We start from the raw sequence: 21,025 nt of genomic DNA, 5'->3' as shown, positions 1-21,025 counted from the left end.
CGGGCGGTCCTCAGACCGTCTGTCCCCGCCAGAACGCGACCGACGCCAGGAGGAACGGCACGGCGTACCACCACCGCCCGAGGTTGCGGTGGAAGACGGGGACGGCGGTCAGGAGCAGCCCGAGGAACCACAGCCCGACCGAGAGGGTGGCGTTGACGCGCGCGTCGTCGCGCATCGGGTCGTACGGGGAGTCCGTGTCCGGCTCCAGCACCAGCGAGCCGTAGAGGAAGAAGGCGGCGGGCACGTAGAAGAGGGCCAGGGGCACGGCGAGCACCCAGCGCAGGCACCCCCGGTCCTCGGGCCGGTCTATGGACGTCATCCGGCCATCTTCGCCGCCGTCCGCCGTCAGGCCCGCTTCCACACGCGGATGCGGTCGTCCTCGCACGCGCTGACGAGGGTCTTCCCGTCGGGGGTGAACGCGACCGAGGTCACGGCGGCGTTGTGTCCGTTGAGCGTCGCGCGGTGCTGGCGGGAAGGTACGTCCCACAGCCGGACGGTGCGGCCGCCGCCGCTGGCGATGGTCTGTCCGTCGGGGCTGAACGCCACCGACCGGACGGGGCTGTTGTGGCCGGGGAGGGTGGCGGTGCCAGTGCGGGCGGCCGGGTCCCACAGCCGGACGGCGCTGTCGGCGCTGCCGCTGGCGAGGATCTTCCCGTCGGGGCTGAACGCCACCGCGGCCACGGCCTTGGTGTGGCCGGTGAGCGTGGCCGTGGAGCTGCGGCTCGCGAGGTCCCAGAGGCGGATGGTGCCGTCGGCGCAGCCGCTGGCGAGGGTGCCGTCGGGAGCGAACGCCAGGGACAGCACCGGCTTGGTGTGCCCGGTGAGGGGGGCGACGGCGGCTGTGGAGCGGGTCACCACGTCCCAGAGCAGGATGGTGCCGTCGTCGGCCCCGCTGGCCAGGGTCTTGCTGTCCGGGCTGAACGCCACCGCGCGGACCAGCCCCGTGTGTCCCGCGAGGACGCCGAGGAGCTCCAGGCTGTAGACGTCGTGCAGGCGCAGGGCCTTGTCGCTCCCGCCGACCAGGACCTTGCCGTCGGGGCTGTAGGACACGCAGGTCACGGCCGCCTCGGGCGGCGGGGAGAGGGAGATGGTGCCGCCGCCGGCGAAGTTGTGCACCCGGATGGTGCGGTCGTTGCCGCCGCTGACGACGAACCTGCTGTCCGGGCTGATCCCCACCGAGTCGACGGAGCCGGCGTGCTTGCTGAACTCCTGCACCATGCGGATCCCGGCGGTGCCGGGCTCGGTGGTCCCTTCGGCGGCGGGTCCGCTGCTGTTGTTCTTGTCGCCGGTCTTCTTGCCGCCGTCGTTCTTGCCGCCGCCGGTCAGCCGCCACACGGCGTACGTCCCGCCGCCCGCCCCCGCCAGCAGCCCGAGCCCGCCGAGCCCGAGCAGCACGTTCCGGCGGCTCGGGGCGGGGGTGTCGGCGACCGTGGGCGCCGTCCCCAGGTCCATGGTGGGTACGTCGCGCACGGCGGGCTCGTACAGCAGCGCGCGCAGCCGGTCCGCGACGGCGAGGGCGTCGGGCCGGTGACCCGGCTCCTTGGCCAGCAGCGAGTCCACCAGCTCCAGCAGCGCGGGCGGCAGATCCGCCCGTACGGCGCCCAGGGCCGGGGGCTCCTCCTCCAGGTGCATCCGCATCAGCACCCAGGCCTGCTCGGTCCCCGCGAACGGCGGCGCGCCGGTCAGCAGCGCGTACAGCACGCACCCCAGGGCGTAGAGGTCGCAGCTCCCGTCGACGTGCTCGCCCCGCCACTGCTCGGGCGCCATGTACGACGGCGTCCCGAACACCCGGCCCGTGACGGTCAGCCCGCCCGTGGCGTCGGCGGTGCGGGCGATGCCGAAGTCGCAGATCTTGAGCCGGCCGTCGGAGAGGAGGAAGAGGTTCCCGGGCTTCAGGTCCCGGTGCACCACCTTCTGCGCGTGCGCGGCGGACAGGGCCTCGGCCGTCTGGAGGGCGAGGTCGAGCACCTGGGGCAGCGGGAGGCCGACGCCGGGCGTACGGGCCAGGAGCCGGGAGAGGTCCTGCCCCTCCAGCAGCTCCATCACCATGAACAGGCGCTCGCCGTGGCGGCCGATGTCGTGGACGACGGTGATCCCGGGATGCTGTAGCCGCGCCCCGATGGACGCCTCGCGGCGGAACCGGACGAGCAGCTCCTCGGACGCGTCGAACTCCAGCAGCACCTTCACGGCCACGGCCCGGTCCAGCTCGACGTCCTGCGCCCGCCAGACCTCGCCGATCCCGCCCTGCCCGAGCCGCTCGACGAGCCGGTACCGCCCGGCCAGCTGTGCCCCCGGCTGCATTCCGCCCCCTGGCCGAAACGTCAACTACTGCGTGTGCAAGGGGTCATTGTGCCGCAAGGAAGCCGGTCCAGGCGGCGGGACCGAAGGTGAGGTGGGGGATGGTGGTGTCCTTGGAGTCGCGGACGTGGATCGTGGTGGGGGTGCTCGACACCTCGACGCAGTCGTCGCCTTCGCTGCTGTCGCTGTAGCTGCTCTTCTGCCAGGCGTGCGCCACCTCTACGCAGGAGTCGCCTTCGCTGCCATCGCTGTAGCTGCTCTTGAACCAGTGCAGTTCGGGGTAGTCGGTCATGTCTCTCCCAGCAGATTTTCGATGAAGCGCTGTGACTCCAGGGGCGTGAGCGCTTGCGCCCGGATCATGCCATAGCGCAGTTCGAGGATCCGGAGCTGTTTCGGGTCGGAGACCGGCCGTCCGCCGAACGCTCCTTCCGAGCGGCCCACTGCCGTACCGTCACCGAACTTCAGTACCTCGATCCCGCCGTCCATGCCCGCATGGACCTCACGGTCGGTTGGCATCACCTGGAGAGCCACGTATCGCAAGCGGCTCACCTCCAACAGACGTTCGAGCTGTTGACGCCACACCATTGTGCCTCCGATGCGTCGCCGCAGGGTCACCTCCTCCTGGACGATGCTGAGCGAGGGAGAGGGGTTTCGGTCGAAGAGAGCGCGCCGGACCATGCGCGCAGCCACGTACCGTTCCACCTCATCCTGCGCATAGGCGGGCTGGCGCATCTCGAAGAGTGCCCTGGCGTACTCCTCTGTCTGTAGAACACCGTGAATCCCGTGGACGCGGTACGCGCCGATCTCCACCGCGCGCGCCTCCAGCTTGGCCAGATCCCGGACCTTCTTCGGGTAACGGACCTGCTCCATGTCCTCCTTCATCGCCGCGATCTGCCCGCGCGCCCCCAGCGCCTCGTCCGCCCTGTCCAGGTACTCGGGGCGTGGGATCCGCTTGCCGGCCTCGACCTTGCGGACCTGGTCCTCTCCGTACCCGATCTCCACGCCGAAGTCCGCGGCCCGCATCCCCGCCTTCTCCCGCCAGGCCCTCAGTTGGCGGCCGAGCGCGGCCAGGACCGCGATGCCCTGCTCGTCGTCCGGGTCGACGTCCCAGCCCGCGTCTTCCGTACCGTCACTGTCCACGGCCATGCGTGCCCCACCTCCGACGCACCGAATTCCCTCAACGCCCCCTGCCCGCAAGGCTTCCAGGACAGCCCGGACAGCGCCGGACAAGCGCCGGACAAACCCCGGACGCACCGGCGGTAACGCTTCTCACGGTAGCCACGCCGTCCCACGCTGGGTGACGTGACTACTCAAATCTGGTGCTCTGCACATCAGTTCGGCGTCCAGCTGCCCGCCACGCCCCGCGGCGCCCGGCAGGCCCGGCAGCTCGCCGTCGAGAAGCTGCGGGCGTGGGGGCTGCCCACGGACGGGCCCGCGCTGATCGTGGCCGAGCTGGCGGCCAACGCGGTGACCCACGGGCGGGTGGCCGGGCGGGACTTCCTGGTGGTGCTCAGTCTCGACGGGGGCGCGCTGCGGATCGAGGTGGTGGACACGTGCCGGGACCGGATCCCGATCCTCCGCGACGCGGACCCCTGCGCGGAAGGGGGCCGGGGGCTGGCGGTGGTGGAGGCGCTGGCCGACCGGTGGGGGGTGGAGCAGGGGCCGCCGCCGCGCAAGGCGGTGTGGGCGGAGGTCGACCTGCCTACAGGCGGGACGCCAGCAGGATCGTGACCGGGACCGGGATCACCGCGATCCAGCCCGTCCAGCGTCCGGCGGAGATCAGGGCGGGGCGCCGACGGAGCAGCCAGCCGGCCAGGGCGAGCAGCGGGGTGGCGGTCCAGGAGGCGAGCCAGAACACCTTCAGCACGGCCACCGCCTCGGGGTGGACCTGCTCGGCCATCCCGCCCAGGGCCCCGAAGAGGAAGGCCACCGGGACCAGGGCCAATGCCAGGGCCGTGGTCCATGCCAGTGCGGTGTTCTTGGTCTCGTGCTGCATGGCCCCAGCCAAGCCGCCGCACGGCCGTCCCGCCTGCGCCGCCGTACTCAGGATCCGCCGGTCCCCGTACTCATCCGGGACGTGGGCCACCGGGACCCGGCGACCCTCGACATCCTTTAAGTACCGGGGTAAAACCACCCAACCCACCCCCCGGCCCCCCGGCTCACTCGCTCGGGTGAACCGTGCCAACTGGACTGGATTTCCGGGTGGTTGCCGGGCATATGCTCGCCGCGACAACAACCAGACATGAGACGGCCCCCGTCGGGACTGGCATCCCGGACGAGGGCCTGACCAACGAGGAAGTTCCCACCTTCCCAATGGCTTTCAAGAACCCTAGCGCGCCCACGCGCGCGGCGTCCCGTGTTCGAAGCGGGACCATCCCATCAGGTGTCGTCCACGTCAACGTGCCGCACGCCGGCCACTACGTGGTGATCGGCAACCACCTCGCCCAGCACCAGGCCCTGTCGCTGGTGGCCATCGGGCTTGCGGTGCACATCCAGTCGCTGGCCGCCGGGACCAGGATCGGCATCAAGGAGCTCGCCGCCCGCTTCCCGGAGGGCGAGATCCGGATCGCCGCCGCGCTGCGGGAGCTGGAGGCGGCCGGGTACCTGGAGCGGACCCGCGTACGGACCCCGGAAGGCAGGCTCGTCACCCGGACGGTGTCCTACAACTGCCCGCGCGGCACCGTCCCGCCGGAGGACGACCCGCCACCGCCCCCGCCGGCCGACCGGGCCCCCGTACCGGAGCCCGAGCCGGAGGCACCGGCACCCCGCCAGGACGCCGTCGACCTGCTCGCGCGCCTCCGCGCGGACGACCCCCGGCTGCTGCTGGCCGAGCGGGACGTACGGCGGCTCGCGCCCGGGGTGGCCACCTGGCTGGACCGGGGGGCCGAGCCGGAGGCCGTCCGGCGGGCGCTGACCGTGGGCCTGCCGCTCGACATGCGCAGCCCGGCGGCGGTGATCGAGTACCGGCTCCGCGCGGCCATCCCGCCGCGCATGCCGACGGCCCCGCCGCCCACCGTGAACGCCGTCCGGCGGCCGGACCCGTGGCAGAACTGCGACGGCTGCGAACGCGCCTTCCGCGCCCCCGAACCGGGCCGCTGCCGCGACTGCCCGCCCGAAGGCTCGCTCGCCGCCTAGAGAAAACCAGTGGAGCTGCGCTGCCTGGCGCAGTTACGGTCCTGCCGAACACGTCGTCGAGGCAAGGGCGTTCCGTTGTACACCGTGTGAGACCCCCCGAGTGCTGATTCGTCGCGCGTCGCGCCTGTGCGCCGCGCTCCTTTCTGCTGCGGTCTTCTCACTGGAACCGGTGTATTTCTGTGCTCAATACCTGGGTGGTCGCTCCCACCTGCCTGCCTACCGTCCTCCGCCGATGCCACTCGTGCGCATCCGGGTCCTTCCGGGCGAACGGCAAGTTCCGCGTCAACGCCAACCACAAGCTCCTCGACGCCTGGCTCCTCGTGCTCTGCACCTCGTGCGGGGACACGGCGAAGCTCACGGTCCTGGAGCGGGCCCACGTGCGCTCCATACGGCCCGAACTGCTGGACCGCATGCACGACAACGATGCGGACCTGGCGGCCGAACTGCTCCAGGACCCGGTCCTGCGGCGCCGCAACCACATAGCCCTCGACTGGGACGGCGCCTGGCGCCTCGACACCGGGGGATCGGACCACCTGGACCGCGAGGTGATCGACGTCTCGGTGCGCTTCGCGGCGCGGATCCCGGTCCGGCCGGTGCGGTTGATCTCCGAGGGGTGCGGTCTTCCGCGGGCCGAGGTCGAGCGGCTGATCGCGGCCGGAAAGCTCGTCTCGGCGGTCCGGCTGGGCGGCAGGCTCTCCGGGGACTTCAGCTTCCTGCTGAAGCGCTGACCCTCCCCGGGTGGCCGGGGAAACGGCAATGGCGAAGAGCTCGTGAGCTCCTCGCCATGATCAAGTTATAGCCCGACGGGGGTCTTGCCGCAAGGCCCCCGTCATGCTCCAGAATCCCCACTCGAAGCCATGACCTGGGGAAACGGGGAGCAGTTGAAGAAGAACGACGCCATCGACACCATCGACACCGTCGACGTGGTCATCGCGGGCGGCGGGCCCACCGGCCTGATGCTGGCCGCCGAGCTGCGCCTCGCCGGGGTGCGGACGGTCGTGCTCGAACGGCTCACCGAGCCGGCCGGGCAGTCCCGCGGGCGCGGGATGCAGGTGCGCAGCGTCGAGATGCTGGACCAGCGGGGGCTGCTGGACCGGTTCCTCGCGGTCAGCGAGCCGTACCGGACGGCCGACTTCGGCGGGCTGGTCAAGCTGCGGCCGGAGCTGATGGACACCGCGCACCCGTACGGGCTCGCCACCCCGCAGAGCGTCACCGAACGGCTGCTGACCGAGCGGGCCGTGGAGCTGGGCGCCGAGGTGCGGCGCGGCTGCGAGGTCGTCGGGCTGGGGCAGGACGCCGACGGGGTAGACGTCGAGCTGTCCGACGGGACGCGGCTGCGGGCGCGTTACCTCGTCGGCTGCGACGGGGGCCGCAGCACGGTCCGCAAGCTGCTCGGCGTCGGCTTTCCCGGGGAGCCCGCCAAGGTCGAAACGCTGCTGGGCGACATGGAGTTGGCGGAGGACGCGGAGAAGGTGGCCGCCGTCACGGCGGAGGTGCGCAAGGTCCACGTCCGGTTCGGCGTCGTCCCCCTGGGGGACGGGGTGTACCGGGTCATCGTGCCCGCCGACGGGGTGGCGGAGGACCGTGCGGTCGAGACGACCCTCGACGAGGTCAAGGAGCGGCTGCGGGCCCACGCGGGCACCGACTTCGGGGCGCACTCGCCGCGCTGGCTGTCCCGGGTCGGCGACGCCACCCGGCAGGCCGAGCGCTACCGGGTCGGGCGGGTGCTGCTGGCGGGCGACGCGGCGCACGTCCACCCGCCGACGGGCGGCCAGGGCCTCAGCCTCGGCGTGCAGGACGCGTTCAACCTCGGCTGGAAGCTCGCCGCCGAGGTGGGGGGCTGGGCGCCGGCCGGGCTGCTCGACACGTACGAGGCCGAACGCCGCCCGGTGGGCGCGGCCGTCATCGCCAACACCCGTGCGCAGACCGCGTTGCTGGAGAACACCGCCGGGGCGGTGGCGCTGCGGGAGCTGTTCTCGAAGCTGCTGGACTTCGAGGAGGTCAACCGGTACGTGACCGAGCTGACCTCGGCGGTCGGGGTCCGCTACGACCTCGGCGAGGGCCACGAGCTGCTGGGCCGCCGGATGCGGGACGTCACGCTGGGGACGGGGCGGCGGCTGTACGAGCTGATGCACGCCGGCCGGGGCCTGCTCCTGGACCGGACCGGCGGGCTGTCGGTGGCGGGCTGGGAGGACCGCGTCGACCACGTCACCGACCCGGGCGGGGAGCCGGGCGCGCCCTCGGTGCTGCTGCGCCCGGACGGCTACGTGGCCTGGGCGGGCGAGGACCCGGACGAACTCCTCGCCCACCTGACCAAGTGGTTCGGCGGTCCCGTCAGCTGACCCCGGCGCGCTCCAGGGAGCGCCAGATCTGCTGCGCCCAGGCCAGGCCGTCGGGGTCCTCGTGGGTGCAGAAGATCCCGGCGGCGCTGCCGGAGGGGTGCAGGGTGAACCCGTAGAACTCGTGGCGCGGGCGGCCGCTGTCCTGCGGGGTCAGCCAGAACGCGTACCGCAGGCCGCCGTCGGGCAGCTCCTCGCGCAGCCGCTGCGCGGGCCGGGTGTCGGGGGCGCCCGACAGCAGGGCGGCGAGGAAGTCCGCCGGGGGGCGGCCCGGGACGTCGTCCTGCTTCAGGCTGACGGCCGCGGTGCGGTCCCGGGCGGTGAAGTGGTCGTGGCCGTCTGAGAAGCCGGCGGTGAGTCCGGCGGTGCGCACCACCGACCAGTGGTCGCCGAGGTCGGTGCGCACGTCGACCGGGAGCGCGTACGGGAAGCGGCTGAGGACCTCGTCGCGGTCCCAGACCTCCGTCAGCACGCGGGCGGCCACGGGGTGGCGTACGCCGGTGACGACGGGCAGCTCGTCCGGGTCGGCGACGCGGGTGGCGACTTCGGCGCCGAGCAGGTCGTCTCCCCAGGGCTGGATCCGGTTGGCGAACGTGCCCGTGAAGGCGAACTCCGCGTACCCGGGCTCCTCCCACAGCTCGTGGGCCCGCCGCAGGGTGGCGTCGTCGACCCGTACCCAGGCGCCGAGGACGAGTTCGGTGTCGTGGCTCAGCCGGACGGGCAGCAGGCAGCGGATGAAGGAGCCGACCCCGTCCACGCGGAGCAGAGCGCGTACGCCGAGCCGGTGCAGGGCCTCCTCGGGCAGGCCGAGGGCGGCGTCGGGCAGGTTGAAGCCGAAGTCGATGCGCCGCTCGTCGTGGAGCGGGTCACCGCAGCAGGAGCAGGCGGGGGCGGGGAGGGGGGCCGGGGGGTGCGTCGTCACCCGGGCACCTTATGGGCCCGGGTGACGGGGGAGGGAACGGGGTCAGTGGTTAGTGGTCAGTAGGGGCAGTACTTCTTGATCGCGGAGTCGAACGCGACGCTGTAGGCGGTCTTGTAGGCCTCCTCCGCCTTCTTCTTGGCCTCGTTGTCGGCTGTCAGGCCCTGGAGGTTGTTCACCTTCGGCTTCGCCTCCGCGTCACAGACGCCGGCCTCTGCCAGCTCCCTGCCGTCGGTGAAGCCCTCAAGGGTGCCGCGCTTGCGCTCGCTGTTGATGAAGTTCTTGTTGATCGCGTCCTGTGCCTCCTGGCCGGACAGGCAGGTCGCCGACGGTCCGTTGGTCTGGGAGGCCTCGTACTTGCCGGCGGGCAGGCTGGGCGCCGTGAACTTGCCGTCGGCGCCCGGCGTGACGAAGGTTCCGCCGTCACCGTCGGTCCGTTTGACGCTCACTTGCCCCTTGGCCTTGTCGAACCCTTCGCCGGTGACGACGACCTTGGTCGCGTCGCCGAGCACGGTCTCGACGAAGCACTGGGCCTTGGCGGCGGCGTGCGGGGTGGCTGGAGCGGACCACGCGGCGGTGACCGGCCCGAGGGCGAGCGAACAGGCCGCGAGGGGGATGAAGAGGGTGGTGCGGGTGCGCTGGTTCATGTCGTTCCTCACCTTGGGGGCGGGAAAGGGGGCGACCGGGGCGGGACCGCGCAGGGGGGCGGATTCCCGACGGCACGCGGGCGATCAAGGCCGGAGCGGTACACGGGGGCGGGTGCGCTCGACGCGCAACGACCGGCCCCGGAGGCAGTCGGTCCGTTCCATCGTCCCCCTCGCACCATGGCCTGTCGACCGGAGCGCGCCCGGGCGGGCCGGCGTGCGGGCGCCTAAAATGGTGTGGTCACCTCCTCTGCCCGGATTGCGAGGTGGGACGATGAGGAAGCGACGCGCTGCAGCCGTGACCGCGGCGGTACCACTTGCCGTGCTGTGCCTGTGGACGGCCCCGCCCGCGGAGGCGGCCCCCACCCACATCATCAGCCTGACCGGAAGCCTCACGGTGTCGGACGCGCCGAGCCTCGGTTCGGGCCGCACCACGAGGACCATCTCCGTCCTCAAGGAGACCAAGCTGACCCACGACAAGCCGACGGACACGTTGACCCGGGAGTCGTGCGTGGGCGGCGAGACCCGGGGGATCCTGAGCGTGCGGCTCAGTCTCAGATCCGACGAGATGGTGGTGGTTTCCCCCACGCTCCAGCTCTTCGAGGGCAATGACTGCTTCACCAACGACCTCGACGGCGAGGACCAGGGAATCCAGACGGGCTTCAGGCCCGGGCAGAGCCTGACCAACTGGCAACTGGCCACCGAGAACGGTGAGGTCGGCTCCGACGACTACGCCCGGGCGAACTTCAGCCTGAAGCACACCACCGCCGCCGGCATGGGCCTCGGCAAGCCGGCCGAGCCGTCGAACGTGGTCGCCACCAGGGACGCGGCCGACCCCACGCGCGTGACGGTGGAGTGGAGCGACCAGGCGGCCGACGAGAAGTGGTACGAGATCTCCGACAGCACCCTCGGGCAGATCAAGAAGGTGACCGCGAACAGCACCTCGCTCACCTGGACCGGACTGCCCGTGGACAAGCAGTGCTTCCAGGTGCGGGCGGTCAACTTCGTCGGCGCGTCGGAATGGACTCCGGTCGGCGCCAGGGTCGAGTGCGCCTGACCCGCGCGGTCTGTCACGGTCCTGCCACAAGCGTGAGTTGAATGTGTTCAAAACATGGGGGTGCGGGCCTACGCTGGCGGCTCCGCAACAGGGGAGGGACCCGATGTCCGAGCACGCCGGCCACGCTGACCAGCCGGAACAGGCGAAACAAGACGGGCCCGCCCAGCCGCCGGCTCCTACTCCGCCGACTCCGCCGACTCCGCCCCCTCCGCCGGTGGCTCCTCCGCCGGCGGCCCCCGGGCTCCCCGGGCACGATCCGGCCGCCTGGCACCTCTGGCAGATGGGGCAGCTCCGGCTGCGCCAGCAGCAGGCCCGGGAGGAGGCCGCCGCGCGGGCCGCGAACTCCATGTGGCGCCGGATCCGGCCCGCCGAGGCCGCGCCGATCCACACCGCCACCCTCGTCGCCGTGCTCGCCGCCGGCCTGACCACCGCCGTCGTCCTCGGCGACGGCATGGGCCCCGGCCTGCTGCTCGCGGTGCTGCCCGCCATGGTGGCCGCGTACGCCGCCGCCCGCGCCGCCGGGCGCAAGGCCCGCCCCTGGAGCTTGCTGTGGGCGGCCGGCTGCGTGGCGCTGCTCGCCGTTCCGGCGCTGCGGGACTCCGCCTGGCCCTCCACGCTGGCGATCCTCGCCGCCGTACTGCTGGCCGCGCTGGCCCTGCACGGAACCCGCAGCTGGCCCGGCGTCCTGCTCGCCCCGCTCGGCTTCTTCGACAGCGCGGTCACCGGCGTCGGCTGGGCCTGGGCGGGGCTGCGGTCGCGCGGCGGCGGGGCGGGGCGCGACCGCTGGCTGTCCGTGGTCAAGGCGGCGCTGGTGGCGGCGGTCCTGCTGTTCGTCTTCGGGGCCCTGTTCGCCTCCGCCGACGCGGCCTTCGCGGACCTGCTCGGCGATCTGCTGCCCGACGTCTCCGTCGGGGAGGGCCCGTTCCGGATCCTGCTGTTCCTGCTCGGCGCGGTCCTGGCCCTCGCGGCCGCCCGCACGGCCGCGGCCCCGCACCGCTGGGACCGGGTCAAGTCCCGCCAGTGGAAGGCGCGTTCGCGGGTGGAGTGGAGCCTGCCGCTGATCGTGCTGAACCTGCTCTTCGCCGGGTTCAACGCGGTGCAGCTGGCAGTGCTGTTCGGCGGCTACGACAAGGTGCTGGAGAGCACGGGCCTCTCGTACGCCGAGTACGCGCGCCAGGGCTTCTGGCAGCTGCTCTGGGCGACGGTGTTCGTCCTCGCGGTCATCGCGTTCGCCCTGCGCTGGGCCCCGCGCGGCGGGGCCGGCGACCGGCGGCTGGTCCGCTCGGTGCTGGGGACGCTGTGCCTGCTGACCCTGGTGGTGGTCGCGTCGGCGGTGCGCCGCATGGACCTGTACGTGGACGCGTACGGCCTGACGCGGCTGCGGCTGTCGGTGGTCACCATGGAACTGTGGCTGGGCCTGGTCATCGTGCTGCTGATGGCGGCCGGGGTCGCGGGCGGGCGCTGGCTGGCCCGCGCGGTGGTCGGCAGCGCGGCGGCGGCGGTCCTGGCCTTCGGGCTGGCCTCGCCGGACGGGATCATCGCCGAGTACAACGTGACCCGCTACCAGCAGGACAACAAGCTCGACCTCGCCTACCTCCGCGACCTCTCCTCGGACGCCGCCCCCTACCTGGACCGCCTCCCCGAACCCCGCCGCTCCTGCGCCCTGATGGGCATCGAGGCCGACCTGCGCCGCGCCTCCGACGCCCCCTGGTACGCGACGAGCCTCGGTGAACACCGCGCCCGGCAGATCCTGCGGGAGCGCCCGGTGACGGCGACGGTCGCGGAATGCAGCCGGCTGGGCGCGTTCGCGAGCCGGGTGGAGTAGCGCGGCGCGGGGGTCACCCCTGGTGCGGGGGCAGGAGCCCCTTCCGCCGGGCCTCGGCGATCCACCGCCCGGCGGTGGCCTCGGAGCGGGCCCAGCGGGTGGCGATGGCGCTGCGGGGCGGGATGTTGTGCTCCACCGCCCAGTGGTAGACCTCGGCGACCTGGGCGGCGTGTTCGTCGCCGCCCCCGTACGGGCGCCCCTCGGCCTGCGGCGCGACGCCCGCCCGGACCTCCGCGAGCCGGGTCTCGGAGGCGATCTTCAGGAGGCGGTCGAGGGGGAGGCGGCGGACGAACGTGGCGGTGACGGGGGCGTCGTGGGGGGTGCGGACGAAGAACCCGTTCGGCTTCGCGCCGCCCGACGGGAATCCCACCACGAACTGGCAGCCCTCGTATCCGGGCAGCTCCTCGATGGTGACCCCGTTGGTGCTGGTGGTGACCTTCACTTCGCGCCGCCCTCGCCTCGTCCGTCCAAATCTGATCGCTCGCATGTAACTCATGCGTGCAAATTGATCGTGGTCATGCCATGATGTCGGCTGCCCCGCCCTCATCCTGCCGCAGCGCGGCCCGGGGACTCGTCTGTCGCCTTCCCCGGAAGAGGAGTATCCCCACCGTGTGGATTTCCCGTCGCCTCGCCCCCGTTGCCGTGCTCGGCGTCCTGGCCCTCACGGGCTGCGGGGGCGGTGGACCGGCCGACCCGAAGGGCAACGCGGCCGCCACCGCCACCGCCACCTCGTCGGCCCCCACCTCGCCCTCCCCGTCGGCCCCGCCGACCGCCACCCCGGCTCCGGTCATGCCGGCACTGGCCGGCCGCACGGTCAAGGGCGCCCGGGAGGAACTCGCGGCCCTGAACATCGCCGCGTCGCGCATCACCACCGGCTCCCTGCACAACGACGTGGTGCTCCCGCAGGAGCACGACGGCTGGTACGTCTGCACCACCAGCCCCGGGCGCGGCGAGCCGGTCCCGGAGGCCTCGGGCATCACCCTCAAGCTCGCGGCGAAGTCGGCGGACTGCGCGGTGAGCCACCACGGCTTCCTGGACCAGAAGAACGACCCCGCCTACACCCCGCCCCCGGCCCCCACCACCAAGGCCCCGGAACCCGAACGCACCCAGGCGCCGGCCCCGGCCCCGGCCCCGACGAAGACGAAGCCCCCGACGGGCGGCGGCAGCACGGGCGGTGGCGGCAGCACCGGTGGCAGCGGCATGACCACCTGCCCGGACGGCAAGAGCGGCTACGCCTGCACCTCCAACGGCCACCCGGTGGTGGACGGCCAGTTCTGCCCGAACGCCGACCGCGGCCGCACGGCCCGCGCCACGAACGGCACCACGGTCACCTGCTCCTACGACCCGAGCGTCAAGCCGTACCGCTGGCAGTAGCCTCCCGCGCCTTGATGGCCTCCCCGACGGCCCGCCGCACGGCGGGCGCCGGGTCGGCCGCGAGCCGCCGCAGGGCTTCCTCGGCCGCCGGATCGCCGGGCCATCCGGCCGCGAGCGCTCCGGCGGCCGCCTCGCGGACGTCGGTGTTCCGGTCTTCGCCGAGCCGCAGGACGGCTGCCAGGGCGGATGGATCGCCGGGCCAGCCTTTCGCGAGAGCGCTTCCCGCGGACTGGCGTACGAACATGTCAGCATCAGTCGTGAGCAGGAGGACGGTTTCTCGTGCCTCCGCATCGCCGGGCCAGCCCGTCGCCAGTGGACCGGCGGCTTGTTCCCGGACCGCAGGATGCTGGTCGCGGGCCAGCCGTAGCACGGAACGCAAGACTTCCGGGTCGCCAGGCCAGCCCGTGGCGAGCGCCTTTGCGACGTGGCGGCGGACGTCCGGGTTGTCGGCCAGGCGCAGGACGGCATTGCGGCCTGCTTGATCTCCGGTCCAGCCCGCGGCGAGGGCGTGAACGGCGTGCCGGCGGGCATCCGGATCAGTGTCGTCTGTGAGCCGCAGGACGGTGTTGCGCGCGGAGACGTCCCCCGGCCACCCCTTCGCGAGTGACGCCGCCACGCTGCCGCGAACATCGGCTTCGAGGTCATCCGCGAGCCGGAGAACAGCGTTGCGGGCGCTGAGGTCGCCGGGCCAGCCCGCCGCGAGTGCGGTCACTACTTCGTCTCGGACCTCTGAGCTCGAGTCGTCTGTCAGGTGCAGGATGGCGTCCCGCGCGTTCCGGTCGCCCTTCCAGCCGCGGCTGAGGGAACGGACGACGGTTCTGCGGACACGGGCGTTGAGGTCATCCGCCAGCCGTACCAGCTCTTCCCTCGCGGTGGGGTTTCCCGGCCAACCAGTTCCCAGCGCGACGGCCGTGTCCTGGCGGGTGTACGGGGATTCCTCGGAACTCAGCCGCAGCGTGGCTTCCAGGGCTGCAGGGTCTCCCGCCCACCCTGCAGGCAGGGCATCGACCGCGTAGTAGCGGACGTTCGCGTCCCTGTCCTCCGTGAGTCGGATCGCCGCATCACGGACCTCCAGGTCATGCGCCCAGCCCTTTCCGAGCGTGCGGGCCGTGAATGCACGGACGTTCGCGTTCTTGTCCTGAGCGAGCTTCAGAACGACGCTCCGGCCTTCGGAGTCACTGGGCCACGCCTCCGCCAGCCAGCCCGCGACGTTCCTGCGGATGTCTGGATCCGGGTCTGAGGCAAGCCGAAGGGTGATGTTCCGGACGCCGTGATCGCCGCTCCACCCGCGTGCGAGAGCATCGACGGCATCCTCGCGGACGTCGGAGTTCGCGTCGTCGGCCAGCCGTAGCAGTGCCTCTCGGGCCTCCTGGTCTCCTGGCCAGCCTGCCGACAGGGCGCTGGCCGCGGATCTGCGGACATCTCCATTTGCGTCGCGGCTCAGCTCCAGTACGGCCTTCAGGGCGTCGGGATCACCGCCCCAGCCATCGGCCAGCACACCGGCGGTCCAGCGGCGTACGTCCGAGTTCTTGGTGCCCGTGAGCCCGACGACGGCGTCCCGTGCCGCGGGATCGCCCGGCCAGCCCTTGGCGAGGGCGGATGCCACCGCTTCGCGGACATCTGGCTCCCGGTCGTGTGCCAGCCGCAGGAGGGTCTTCTGGGCGGCAGGGTCGCCGGGCCAGGCCTGTGCGAGAGCGTGCGCGGCTTCTTCGCGGACATCGAGGCTCAGGTCGTTGGCCAGCCGCATGGCGGTGTCCAGGGCGTGGTGGTCACCGCTCCAGCCGCGGCCCAGCGCGTGGGGGACGAATTTACGGACACGGGCGTCCAGGTCGTCTGCCAAGCGCAGCAGTGCCTCTTGCGCTGCGGGGTCACCCGCCCAGCCGTCCGCCAACCCATTCGCCGCATATTGCCGAACGATTGCGTCCGGGTCAGAGGCGAGGCGGATGACAGCCTCCCGGGCGGCCTCGCTGTGGCGCCAGTCGGCGGCGAGCGTGGAGATGACCGAACGACGGGTGTCGGGGCCGGTCAGGCGGGTCGTTGCCAGCAGCACCGCCAGTTCGCCGTCTGGCTCGAGGAAGCCTTCCTCCTCGGCGAAGGTGCGCTGTAGCCGCTGAACCTCCTGCTCCTCACGGGTGTTGACCTCATGGGCTTTCGAGAGGGCGGCGGCGATGTCGTCCAGGGCGTGCTGGGTGAACAGGTCACCAGCCGGGATCGGCCTGAGCGGGCTGCCGGGGTGGGGGTGGGTGAAGGTGAGCTCCGAGACGTCGGGGTGCTGGGCGAGGCGCTGGAGGTCGGCGCGGGCCCGGTCCCAGAGCTGCTCCAGGGTGAGCTTGCGGGCGACGGCGCGGTCCGCTTCCTGCTGTGCCGCGGACTTGTAGGTCAGTGCCTGGCGGGTCTCGTCGCGTACCCGGGTGAGTTCCTGAGAGTCGGAGCTGTGGAGCGCCCGGATCTCACGCATGTCGTTGCCAGAGATGATCTCGCGCAGCGCGCTGGTGATCTGGAACAACGTCAGGAGCAGGTACTCGGCGTCGCGAAGGGCGTTGCGCAGACGGGCCTCGGTGCCGGCGGCATCGGCGAGTTCGAGCTGGACGCGGGCGAGATCCCGCTGTGCGAGCAAGAGGTCCCGCTCTCGGCGCAGCGTGGCGACTTCTTCCCCATCGGCGGTCCTCTGCGCCGGCAGCGGCGTCGGGTTCAGGGCGGCTCGGAGCAGCGCCAGGCCGTCGTCGCGGCGGCGCTCGTATTCCTGCCTGGTGAGGCGGGCGGCCGTGCTGGTGATGTAGATGAACCGGACCGTGAACGCCTCGGCTGGCTTGGGTCGTGCCTGTGCGTTGAAGAGACGGTCGATGTGGGACTTCGAGTACGCCATCTCGCTCACGGGGTACTCGGGCATGCCGCGCCCGGGAGTGTCCTGTTCCTGTTCCCGCAGGGCCCGTCTGAAGGCGTCTTCGATGTCGCGCGGACCCATGTCAACCGCATCGGCTTGGGCGCGCAGGAAGTCGCCGTACCTCTGCCACGCCTCCGTGTCGGACCGCATGTTCCCCCTTCTCGTCCCTGGGACGTCCCGGACGGTCCCTAGTTGACCCAGGCACCGGGAATCCGCCCTGGCTGATGCGCGGCCGTCCCAGGGTGTCCCTGCCCCGTTGGGGACCGGGTGCAAACGGGCGATGGTCTGGGCATGCCCCGGTCCCGGGGCCCCGGTGAAGGAGGTCCGTATGTCCGTTGTGCTGGAACTGCTGCTCGCCGCCGTGCCGGAGGCGGTCGGCGGGGTGGTTGCCGCCGTTGTCGTCGGGGTGGGTGTGTGGGTGTGGCGGCGGGTGGGCGGGAAAGGTCAGGCGCGGGAGTAGGAGCCGATGCCGACCAGGCAGTAGACGTACTCGTTGATGACGCTGCCGTTCAGGGTGTACTGGTACGAGAAGCCGTACTCGGTGCGGGGGTTGGCGTCGCAGCGGCTCATGTCGTGGGTGCCGGGGAAGCGCTGGATGACGCGGTAGTGCGCGTCGTCGGCCGAGCAGGAGACCTCCTTCACGCCGCGGACCGTCTGCGCGGTGGTGGAGTCCGGGAGCTGGCCGTTGAGGCAGGTGCCCGTGTCGAAGGGGCTCGGGGCCGCCTCCGTGGTGGGGGGCGGGGCCGGTGCGGGGTCGTACGTCGGCGGGGTGTAGGTCGGCGGGGTGTAGGTCGGCGGGCTGTACGTGGGCGGGCTGTACGTCGGCGGGGTGTACGGGGTGTACGTCGAGCCGGCCGTCGGGGTCGCGGACGCCGTGGGGGTCGAGGCGTCTTCGGAGTTGGCGACGACGAGGCCGATGACCACTGCCGCCACCGCTAACGCCACCAGGCAGCCCAGCGCCCCGCTCTTGCCCGCAGGGGTCGGCTGCGGCGCGGTCGGGGGCGGGGTCGGCGGCGGGCCCGAGACGCGGATGCGGAGGAGGACTTCGGTGTCGCCGACGCGGGCCCGGACGAGGTCGCCGTTGCGGGCCGGGGGTATGCGCAGGCGCTGGGGGCCGGTCGGCAGGGTGACGGGGATGACGACGCCCGTGGCGGCCTGTGCGGGGGTGAGCGTCAGCTCGATTTCCTGGGACGGCGACACCGGCTGCTCCTAGGTGGGGGGATGGGCCCGTGCGGGATTCTGCCCGTTCGGCACTTGCTGACGCAGGCGTTCCGGGGAGGGGACTAACGCCACAGGACGGCCAGGAAGGCGGCACCGATCGTCAGCGTGGCGGCGAAGGCCGTTCCGCCGCGGAGCACGGCTGCGGGCCGGGTCGCTCCGTCCGCCGCGCGGAGCCACGCGGCGCTCACGCCGGCGAGCGCTGCGAGCAGCACGTTGATGGTGATCAGGAGGCCGAGCACCAGGGCGTCGGTGTGCGGGGTCATCGTGTTGCCTTTCGAGCTGATCGTGTCCGGTCACCATCGTGGACCGCCCGCCACCCAATTCCATCGAGTTCGTGTGACGATGTGTGAGATTGGGTGTCCAGGGGGAAGGGGGCGTCCGTTGGGCGAGCAGGACCGGCTGGAGCAGTTGGGGCGCGCGTTGCGCAGGGCCGTACTGACCGCCGACTTGAGCAACTCGCAGGTGGCCAAGAAGGCTGGAGTGTCCGTCAACACGGTCAGCAACGCGCTCAACGCGAAGCTCGGCAAGGGTGTGCCGACCGACCGCACGGTGAGGGCCATCGCGCACGCCTGCGGGGCCGAGCCGGGGCCGCTGCTCGACCTCCGGGAGGCAGCGCTGGAGCAAGCCCGGACGCCGGTGGCCGATGCCCCGCCCCCTGCCCCCACGGGGCCTCGGTGGTTCATGACGGCCGGCGGGGTGGAGCCGCCCGACAGGCACTTCAACCCCTTGCGACGGGAAAACCTGAGCCAGAGCGTGGCCTGGGCCCTGCGCACGGTGGACCCGTTGCCCTTGGAAGAGCTGCCGCGCTTCGAGGGGATCGGCCTCTACGCCCTCTACTACGCGGGGCCCCACGAGCTGTACCGGCCCGTCTCGTCGGAGGCCTGCGACGTACCGCTGTACGTGGGGAAGGCCCTGGTCCGCGAAGGACGCATTTACTCCGCGGGAGCGGATGGGCGGGACTTCGCGCTGTGGAAACGGCTCCGTCACCATCGCCGGAAGCTCGAACAGTGCCAGGACCTGGATCCTGCGGACTTCCGTGTCCGTCACCTCCTCACGGACGACATGTTCATCTCGATGGCGGAGAGGATGGTGGTCCATGACGCGCTGCCCGTGTGGAACGTCGTGCTGCACGGCTTCGGCGTCAACCCCGTAGGTGCCGGACGCGCCCGGGGCGCAGCCCGGCCCGCCTGGCACGAGGTGCACAAGGGCGGCTGGGCCGACGAGATGCCGCCCCATCCTCGTCCTGCGGACGAACTTCGGGATGCCGTCCGACGGCACCTCCGGGCGGCCTGAGCTGCGGAGAGCCCCGTCCGGCAGAGGCGTGTGCGCCGCGGGGCGGTCCCGTCGACGGGGTGTGGAGCCGGCGGGGAGATGGTGTACGGGGGGTGGTCCCCGGGGTGGGGGCGTGCGTAGATTACCGGCGGTAACAGCGGGATGAGCGAGGAGAACGCCGTGGACGCAGCCCAGCCGAAGCCCGTCGAGCCCGTCAAGACGACCGTCGGCGGGGTGGTCCGCGAGGTGTACGTGCCGGCGCTCGTCGGGCCGGCGGCCAGCGGGTCCCTCGGGGACATACCGTTCCAGAACGCCCGCGAGGCCCCCCGGGAGGCCGTGCTCGCCCGCAAGGACCGGGACGGCGTCTGGCGCGACGTCTCCGCCGCCGAGTTCGCGCGCGAGGTGCTCGCCGTCGCCAAGGGGCTGATCGCCGAAGGGCTCGCCGAGGGCGACCGGCTCGCCATCATGGCCCGGACCACCTACGAGTGGACCCTGCTCGACTTCGCCGGATGGGCCGCGGGCCTGGTGACCGTACCCATCTACCCGACCTCCTCCGCCCACCAGGCCCGCTGGATCATCCACGACTCCGGGGCCGTGGCCTGCGCCGTCGAGGACACCGTCCAGGCCCGCCTGATCAGCGCCGAGCGCGCCAACCTCCCCGGGCTCACGCACCTGTGGGAGTTCGACACGGGCGCGCTGGCCCGGCTCGTCAAGGCCGGGGAGCACCTGCCCGACGCGATCGTCCACGCACGCCGGGCCGCCCGTACGCCCGAGTCCGTCGCCACGCTCGTCTACACCTCCGGCACCACCGGCACCCCGAAGGGCTGCGTGCTGACCCACGGCAACTTCCACGCCGAGGTCGACAACGCGGTGGAGCTGCTGCACCCGGTGTTCAGATCGGCCAGCAAGGACCCCGCCTCCACCCTGCTGTTCCTGCCGCTCTCGCACGTCTTCGGACGGATGGTCGCCGTCGGCTGCCTGCGCGCCCGGGTCAAGCTGGGGCACGCGCCGAGCATCGCCACCGAGGAACTGCTCGCCGACCTCGCCGGCTTCCGGCCGACCTTCCTGCTCGCCATCCCCTACGTCCTGGAGAAGGTCTACAACACCGCCCGCGCCACCGCCGAGAAGATGGGCCGGGCCTCCTCCTTCGACCGGGCCGCCCGCATCGCCCAGCGGTACGGGGAGGTGGTGGAGGGGAAGACGCCCGGGATGGGACTGCGCGCCGCCCGCGCCCTGTACGACCCGCTCGTCTACCGCCGCATCCGGGCCGCCCTCGGCGGCAGGGTCCGCTACGTCCTCAGCGGCGGCTCCCCCCTCGGGCGGCGCCTCGCGGCCTTCTACACCGGCGCGGGGATCGACGTCTTCGAGGGCTACGGGCTGACGGAGACGACGGCGGCCTCGACCGTCACCCCGCCCCAGCGCCCCCGGCTCGGCACCGTCGGCTGGCCGCTGCCGGGGACGGCGGTGCGCATCGCCGACGACGGGGAGGTGCTGCTGCGCGGCCGGCACGTCTTCGCCGGGTACTGGAACGTCTCCGCCCACCAGCCGGGGGAGTGGCTCGCCACCGGGGACATCGGCGAGCTCGACGCCGACGGGTACCTGACCATCACCGGCCGCAAGAAGGACCTGATCATCACCTCCGGCGGCAAGAACGTCGCCCCCGCGCCCCTGGAGGACTGGCTGCGCGCCCACCCCCTGGTCGGCCAGTGCCTGGTGATCGGCGACAACCGCCCCTACATCGCGGCCCTCGTCACCCTGGAGCCGGACGGGCTCGCGCACTGGCGGCAGATGCACAAGAAGCAGGGCGTGCCGATCCGCGAGCTGGTCACCGACCCGGAGCTGCTGGCCGAGCTCCAGCGGGCGGTGGACGAGGCGAACAAGCTGGTGTCGCGCGCCGAGTCCATCCGCCGCTTCACCGTCCTGCCGGGGGAGTTCTCCGAGGCGCGCGGCCACCTGACCCCCTCGCTGAAGCTGAAGCGCGGCGCCATCGCCCGGGACTACGAGAGCGAGATCGACGCGCTGTACCGGGCGCCCCGCACCGCCTGAGGCGTACGCGG

Annotated in this window: 21 protein-coding genes; 10 read left to right on the top strand and 11 right to left on the bottom strand. The window is 72.4% G+C overall.

All coding sequences use genetic code 11. From position 1 onward, the window contains the following. Nucleotides 1–10: 10 nt before the first annotated feature. From AC07A6_RS30450 to AC07A6_RS30435, 4 genes are read right to left on the bottom strand one after another with little or no spacing between them, the layout of a single operon-like run. Entirely contained in the window at nucleotides 11–319 is a 309-nt protein-coding gene (locus AC07A6_RS30450) for a hypothetical protein (RefSeq protein WP_478779292.1), read from the bottom strand. Between the two features lie 26 nt (nucleotides 320–345). After that, nucleotides 346–2,301, bottom strand: a complete 1,956-nt coding sequence (locus tag AC07A6_RS30445) for a WD40 repeat domain-containing serine/threonine protein kinase (protein ID WP_478779291.1) — start codon at nucleotides 2,299–2,301, stop codon at nucleotides 346–348. A 43-nt stretch (nucleotides 2,302–2,344) separates the two neighbouring features. Continuing rightward, nucleotides 2,345–2,590, bottom strand: coding sequence for a DUF397 domain-containing protein (locus AC07A6_RS30440; RefSeq protein ID WP_478779290.1), 246 nt, complete (start codon nucleotides 2,588–2,590; stop codon nucleotides 2,345–2,347). Further along, nucleotides 2,587–3,444, bottom strand: a complete 858-nt coding sequence (locus tag AC07A6_RS30435; protein WP_478779289.1) for a helix-turn-helix domain-containing protein — start codon at nucleotides 3,442–3,444, stop codon at nucleotides 2,587–2,589. Before AC07A6_RS30435 ends, AC07A6_RS30440 begins: the two co-directional genes overlap by 4 nt. 156 nt (nucleotides 3,445–3,600) lie before the next feature. Here AC07A6_RS30435 and AC07A6_RS30430 point away from each other — a divergent pair, with 156 nt between their 5' ends. Further along, a complete protein-coding gene (locus AC07A6_RS30430; RefSeq protein ID WP_478779288.1) occupies nucleotides 3,601–4,029 on the top strand; it encodes an ATP-binding protein in 429 nt (142 codons plus the stop codon). Here the strand turns inward: AC07A6_RS30430 and AC07A6_RS30425 are convergent. Continuing rightward, the gene (locus tag AC07A6_RS30425; RefSeq protein WP_478779287.1) at nucleotides 4,001–4,294 is read right to left on the bottom strand and encodes a hypothetical protein; all 294 of its coding nucleotides are present in this window, start codon (nucleotides 4,292–4,294) and stop codon (nucleotides 4,001–4,003) included. The two genes, AC07A6_RS30430 and AC07A6_RS30425, sit on opposite strands and share 29 nt — an antisense overlap. Nucleotides 4,295–4,611: 317 nt before the next feature. On the opposite strand from AC07A6_RS30425, the gene AC07A6_RS30420 reads away from it, so the two are divergent. The 3 genes from AC07A6_RS30420 to AC07A6_RS30410 all read left to right on the top strand — a co-directional run bounded on the left by AC07A6_RS30420 (nucleotide 4,612) and on the right by AC07A6_RS30410 (nucleotide 7,775). Further along, complete coding sequence (locus tag AC07A6_RS30420) at nucleotides 4,612–5,433, top strand: helix-turn-helix domain-containing protein (RefSeq protein ID WP_478779286.1); 822 nt, start codon at nucleotides 4,612–4,614, stop codon at nucleotides 5,431–5,433. A gap of 179 nt (nucleotides 5,434–5,612) precedes the next feature. Continuing rightward, nucleotides 5,613–6,161: a DUF1062 domain-containing protein gene (locus AC07A6_RS30415; protein WP_478779285.1), complete on the top strand. Its 549-nt coding sequence runs from the start codon at nucleotides 5,613–5,615 to the stop codon at nucleotides 6,159–6,161. A gap of 129 nt (nucleotides 6,162–6,290) precedes the next feature. Further along, nucleotides 6,291–7,775 carry an FAD-dependent monooxygenase gene (locus AC07A6_RS30410; RefSeq protein ID WP_478779284.1) on the top strand — a complete coding sequence of 495 codons (1,485 nt, stop codon included), beginning with the start codon at nucleotides 6,291–6,293 and terminating at the stop codon, nucleotides 7,773–7,775. Here the strand turns inward: AC07A6_RS30410 and AC07A6_RS30405 are convergent. Both AC07A6_RS30405 and AC07A6_RS30400 read right to left on the bottom strand, forming a co-directional pair. Then, nucleotides 7,768–8,694 carry a DUF2199 domain-containing protein gene (locus tag AC07A6_RS30405; RefSeq protein ID WP_478779283.1) on the bottom strand — a complete coding sequence of 309 codons (927 nt, stop codon included), beginning with the start codon at nucleotides 8,692–8,694 and terminating at the stop codon, nucleotides 7,768–7,770. The two genes, AC07A6_RS30410 and AC07A6_RS30405, sit on opposite strands and share 8 nt — an antisense overlap. A 56-nt stretch (nucleotides 8,695–8,750) precedes the next feature. Beyond that, nucleotides 8,751–9,338 (bottom strand): hypothetical protein, encoded by a 588-nt coding sequence (locus tag AC07A6_RS30400; protein ID WP_478779282.1) that lies wholly within the window; start codon nucleotides 9,336–9,338, stop codon nucleotides 8,751–8,753. A gap of 271 nt (nucleotides 9,339–9,609) precedes the next feature. Here AC07A6_RS30400 and AC07A6_RS30395 point away from each other — a divergent pair, with 271 nt between their 5' ends. Both AC07A6_RS30395 and AC07A6_RS30390 read left to right on the top strand, forming a co-directional pair. Next, nucleotides 9,610–10,392 carry a fibronectin type III domain-containing protein gene (locus AC07A6_RS30395; RefSeq protein WP_478779281.1) on the top strand — a complete coding sequence of 261 codons (783 nt, stop codon included), beginning with the start codon at nucleotides 9,610–9,612 and terminating at the stop codon, nucleotides 10,390–10,392. A gap of 214 nt (nucleotides 10,393–10,606) precedes the next feature. Continuing rightward, a complete protein-coding gene (locus AC07A6_RS30390) occupies nucleotides 10,607–12,217 on the top strand; it encodes a DUF4153 domain-containing protein (RefSeq protein WP_478779280.1) in 1,611 nt (536 codons plus the stop codon). A gap of 13 nt (nucleotides 12,218–12,230) precedes the next feature. On the opposite strand, the gene AC07A6_RS30385 is transcribed toward AC07A6_RS30390, so the two are convergent. After that, nucleotides 12,231–12,659: a hypothetical protein gene (locus tag AC07A6_RS30385; protein ID WP_478779279.1), complete on the bottom strand. Its 429-nt coding sequence runs from the start codon at nucleotides 12,657–12,659 to the stop codon at nucleotides 12,231–12,233. Between the two features lie 167 nt (nucleotides 12,660–12,826). Between AC07A6_RS30385 and AC07A6_RS30380 the strand changes: the two genes are divergently transcribed. Further along, the gene (locus AC07A6_RS30380; RefSeq protein WP_478779278.1) at nucleotides 12,827–13,591 is read left to right on the top strand and encodes a hypothetical protein; all 765 of its coding nucleotides are present in this window, start codon (nucleotides 12,827–12,829) and stop codon (nucleotides 13,589–13,591) included. On the opposite strand, the gene AC07A6_RS30375 is transcribed toward AC07A6_RS30380, so the two are convergent. Then, a complete protein-coding gene (locus AC07A6_RS30375; protein WP_478779277.1) occupies nucleotides 13,569–16,625 on the bottom strand; it encodes a HEAT repeat domain-containing protein in 3,057 nt (1,018 codons plus the stop codon). The genes AC07A6_RS30380 and AC07A6_RS30375 overlap by 23 nt on opposite strands. A gap of 178 nt (nucleotides 16,626–16,803) precedes the next feature. Between AC07A6_RS30375 and AC07A6_RS30370 the strand changes: the two genes are divergently transcribed. Then, nucleotides 16,804–16,935 carry a hypothetical protein gene (locus tag AC07A6_RS30370; protein ID WP_478779276.1) on the top strand — a complete coding sequence of 44 codons (132 nt, stop codon included), beginning with the start codon at nucleotides 16,804–16,806 and terminating at the stop codon, nucleotides 16,933–16,935. Here the strand turns inward: AC07A6_RS30370 and AC07A6_RS30365 are convergent. Further along, nucleotides 16,920–17,675, bottom strand: coding sequence for an LppU/SCO3897 family protein (locus tag AC07A6_RS30365; protein WP_478779275.1), 756 nt, complete (start codon nucleotides 17,673–17,675; stop codon nucleotides 16,920–16,922). The two genes, AC07A6_RS30370 and AC07A6_RS30365, sit on opposite strands and share 16 nt — an antisense overlap. An 83-nt stretch (nucleotides 17,676–17,758) precedes the next feature. Then, nucleotides 17,759–17,959, bottom strand: a complete 201-nt coding sequence (locus AC07A6_RS30360) for a hypothetical protein (RefSeq protein ID WP_478779274.1) — start codon at nucleotides 17,957–17,959, stop codon at nucleotides 17,759–17,761. A 118-nt stretch (nucleotides 17,960–18,077) separates the two neighbouring features. Between AC07A6_RS30360 and AC07A6_RS30355 the strand changes: the two genes are divergently transcribed. Together AC07A6_RS30355 and AC07A6_RS30350 are read left to right on the top strand one after the other, a co-directional pair. Beyond that, a complete protein-coding gene (locus AC07A6_RS30355; protein ID WP_478779273.1) occupies nucleotides 18,078–18,989 on the top strand; it encodes an Eco29kI family restriction endonuclease in 912 nt (303 codons plus the stop codon). A gap of 141 nt (nucleotides 18,990–19,130) precedes the next feature. After that, nucleotides 19,131–21,014: an AMP-dependent synthetase/ligase gene (locus AC07A6_RS30350; protein ID WP_478779272.1), complete on the top strand. Its 1,884-nt coding sequence runs from the start codon at nucleotides 19,131–19,133 to the stop codon at nucleotides 21,012–21,014. The last annotated feature ends 11 nt before the right edge of the window (nucleotides 21,015–21,025 follow it).

This window comes from Streptomyces sp. NPDC044002, assembly GCF_056434525.1.
Note: the sequence above shows the minus strand (reverse complement) of the source record. Positions and strands in the feature narration are given on the sequence as shown.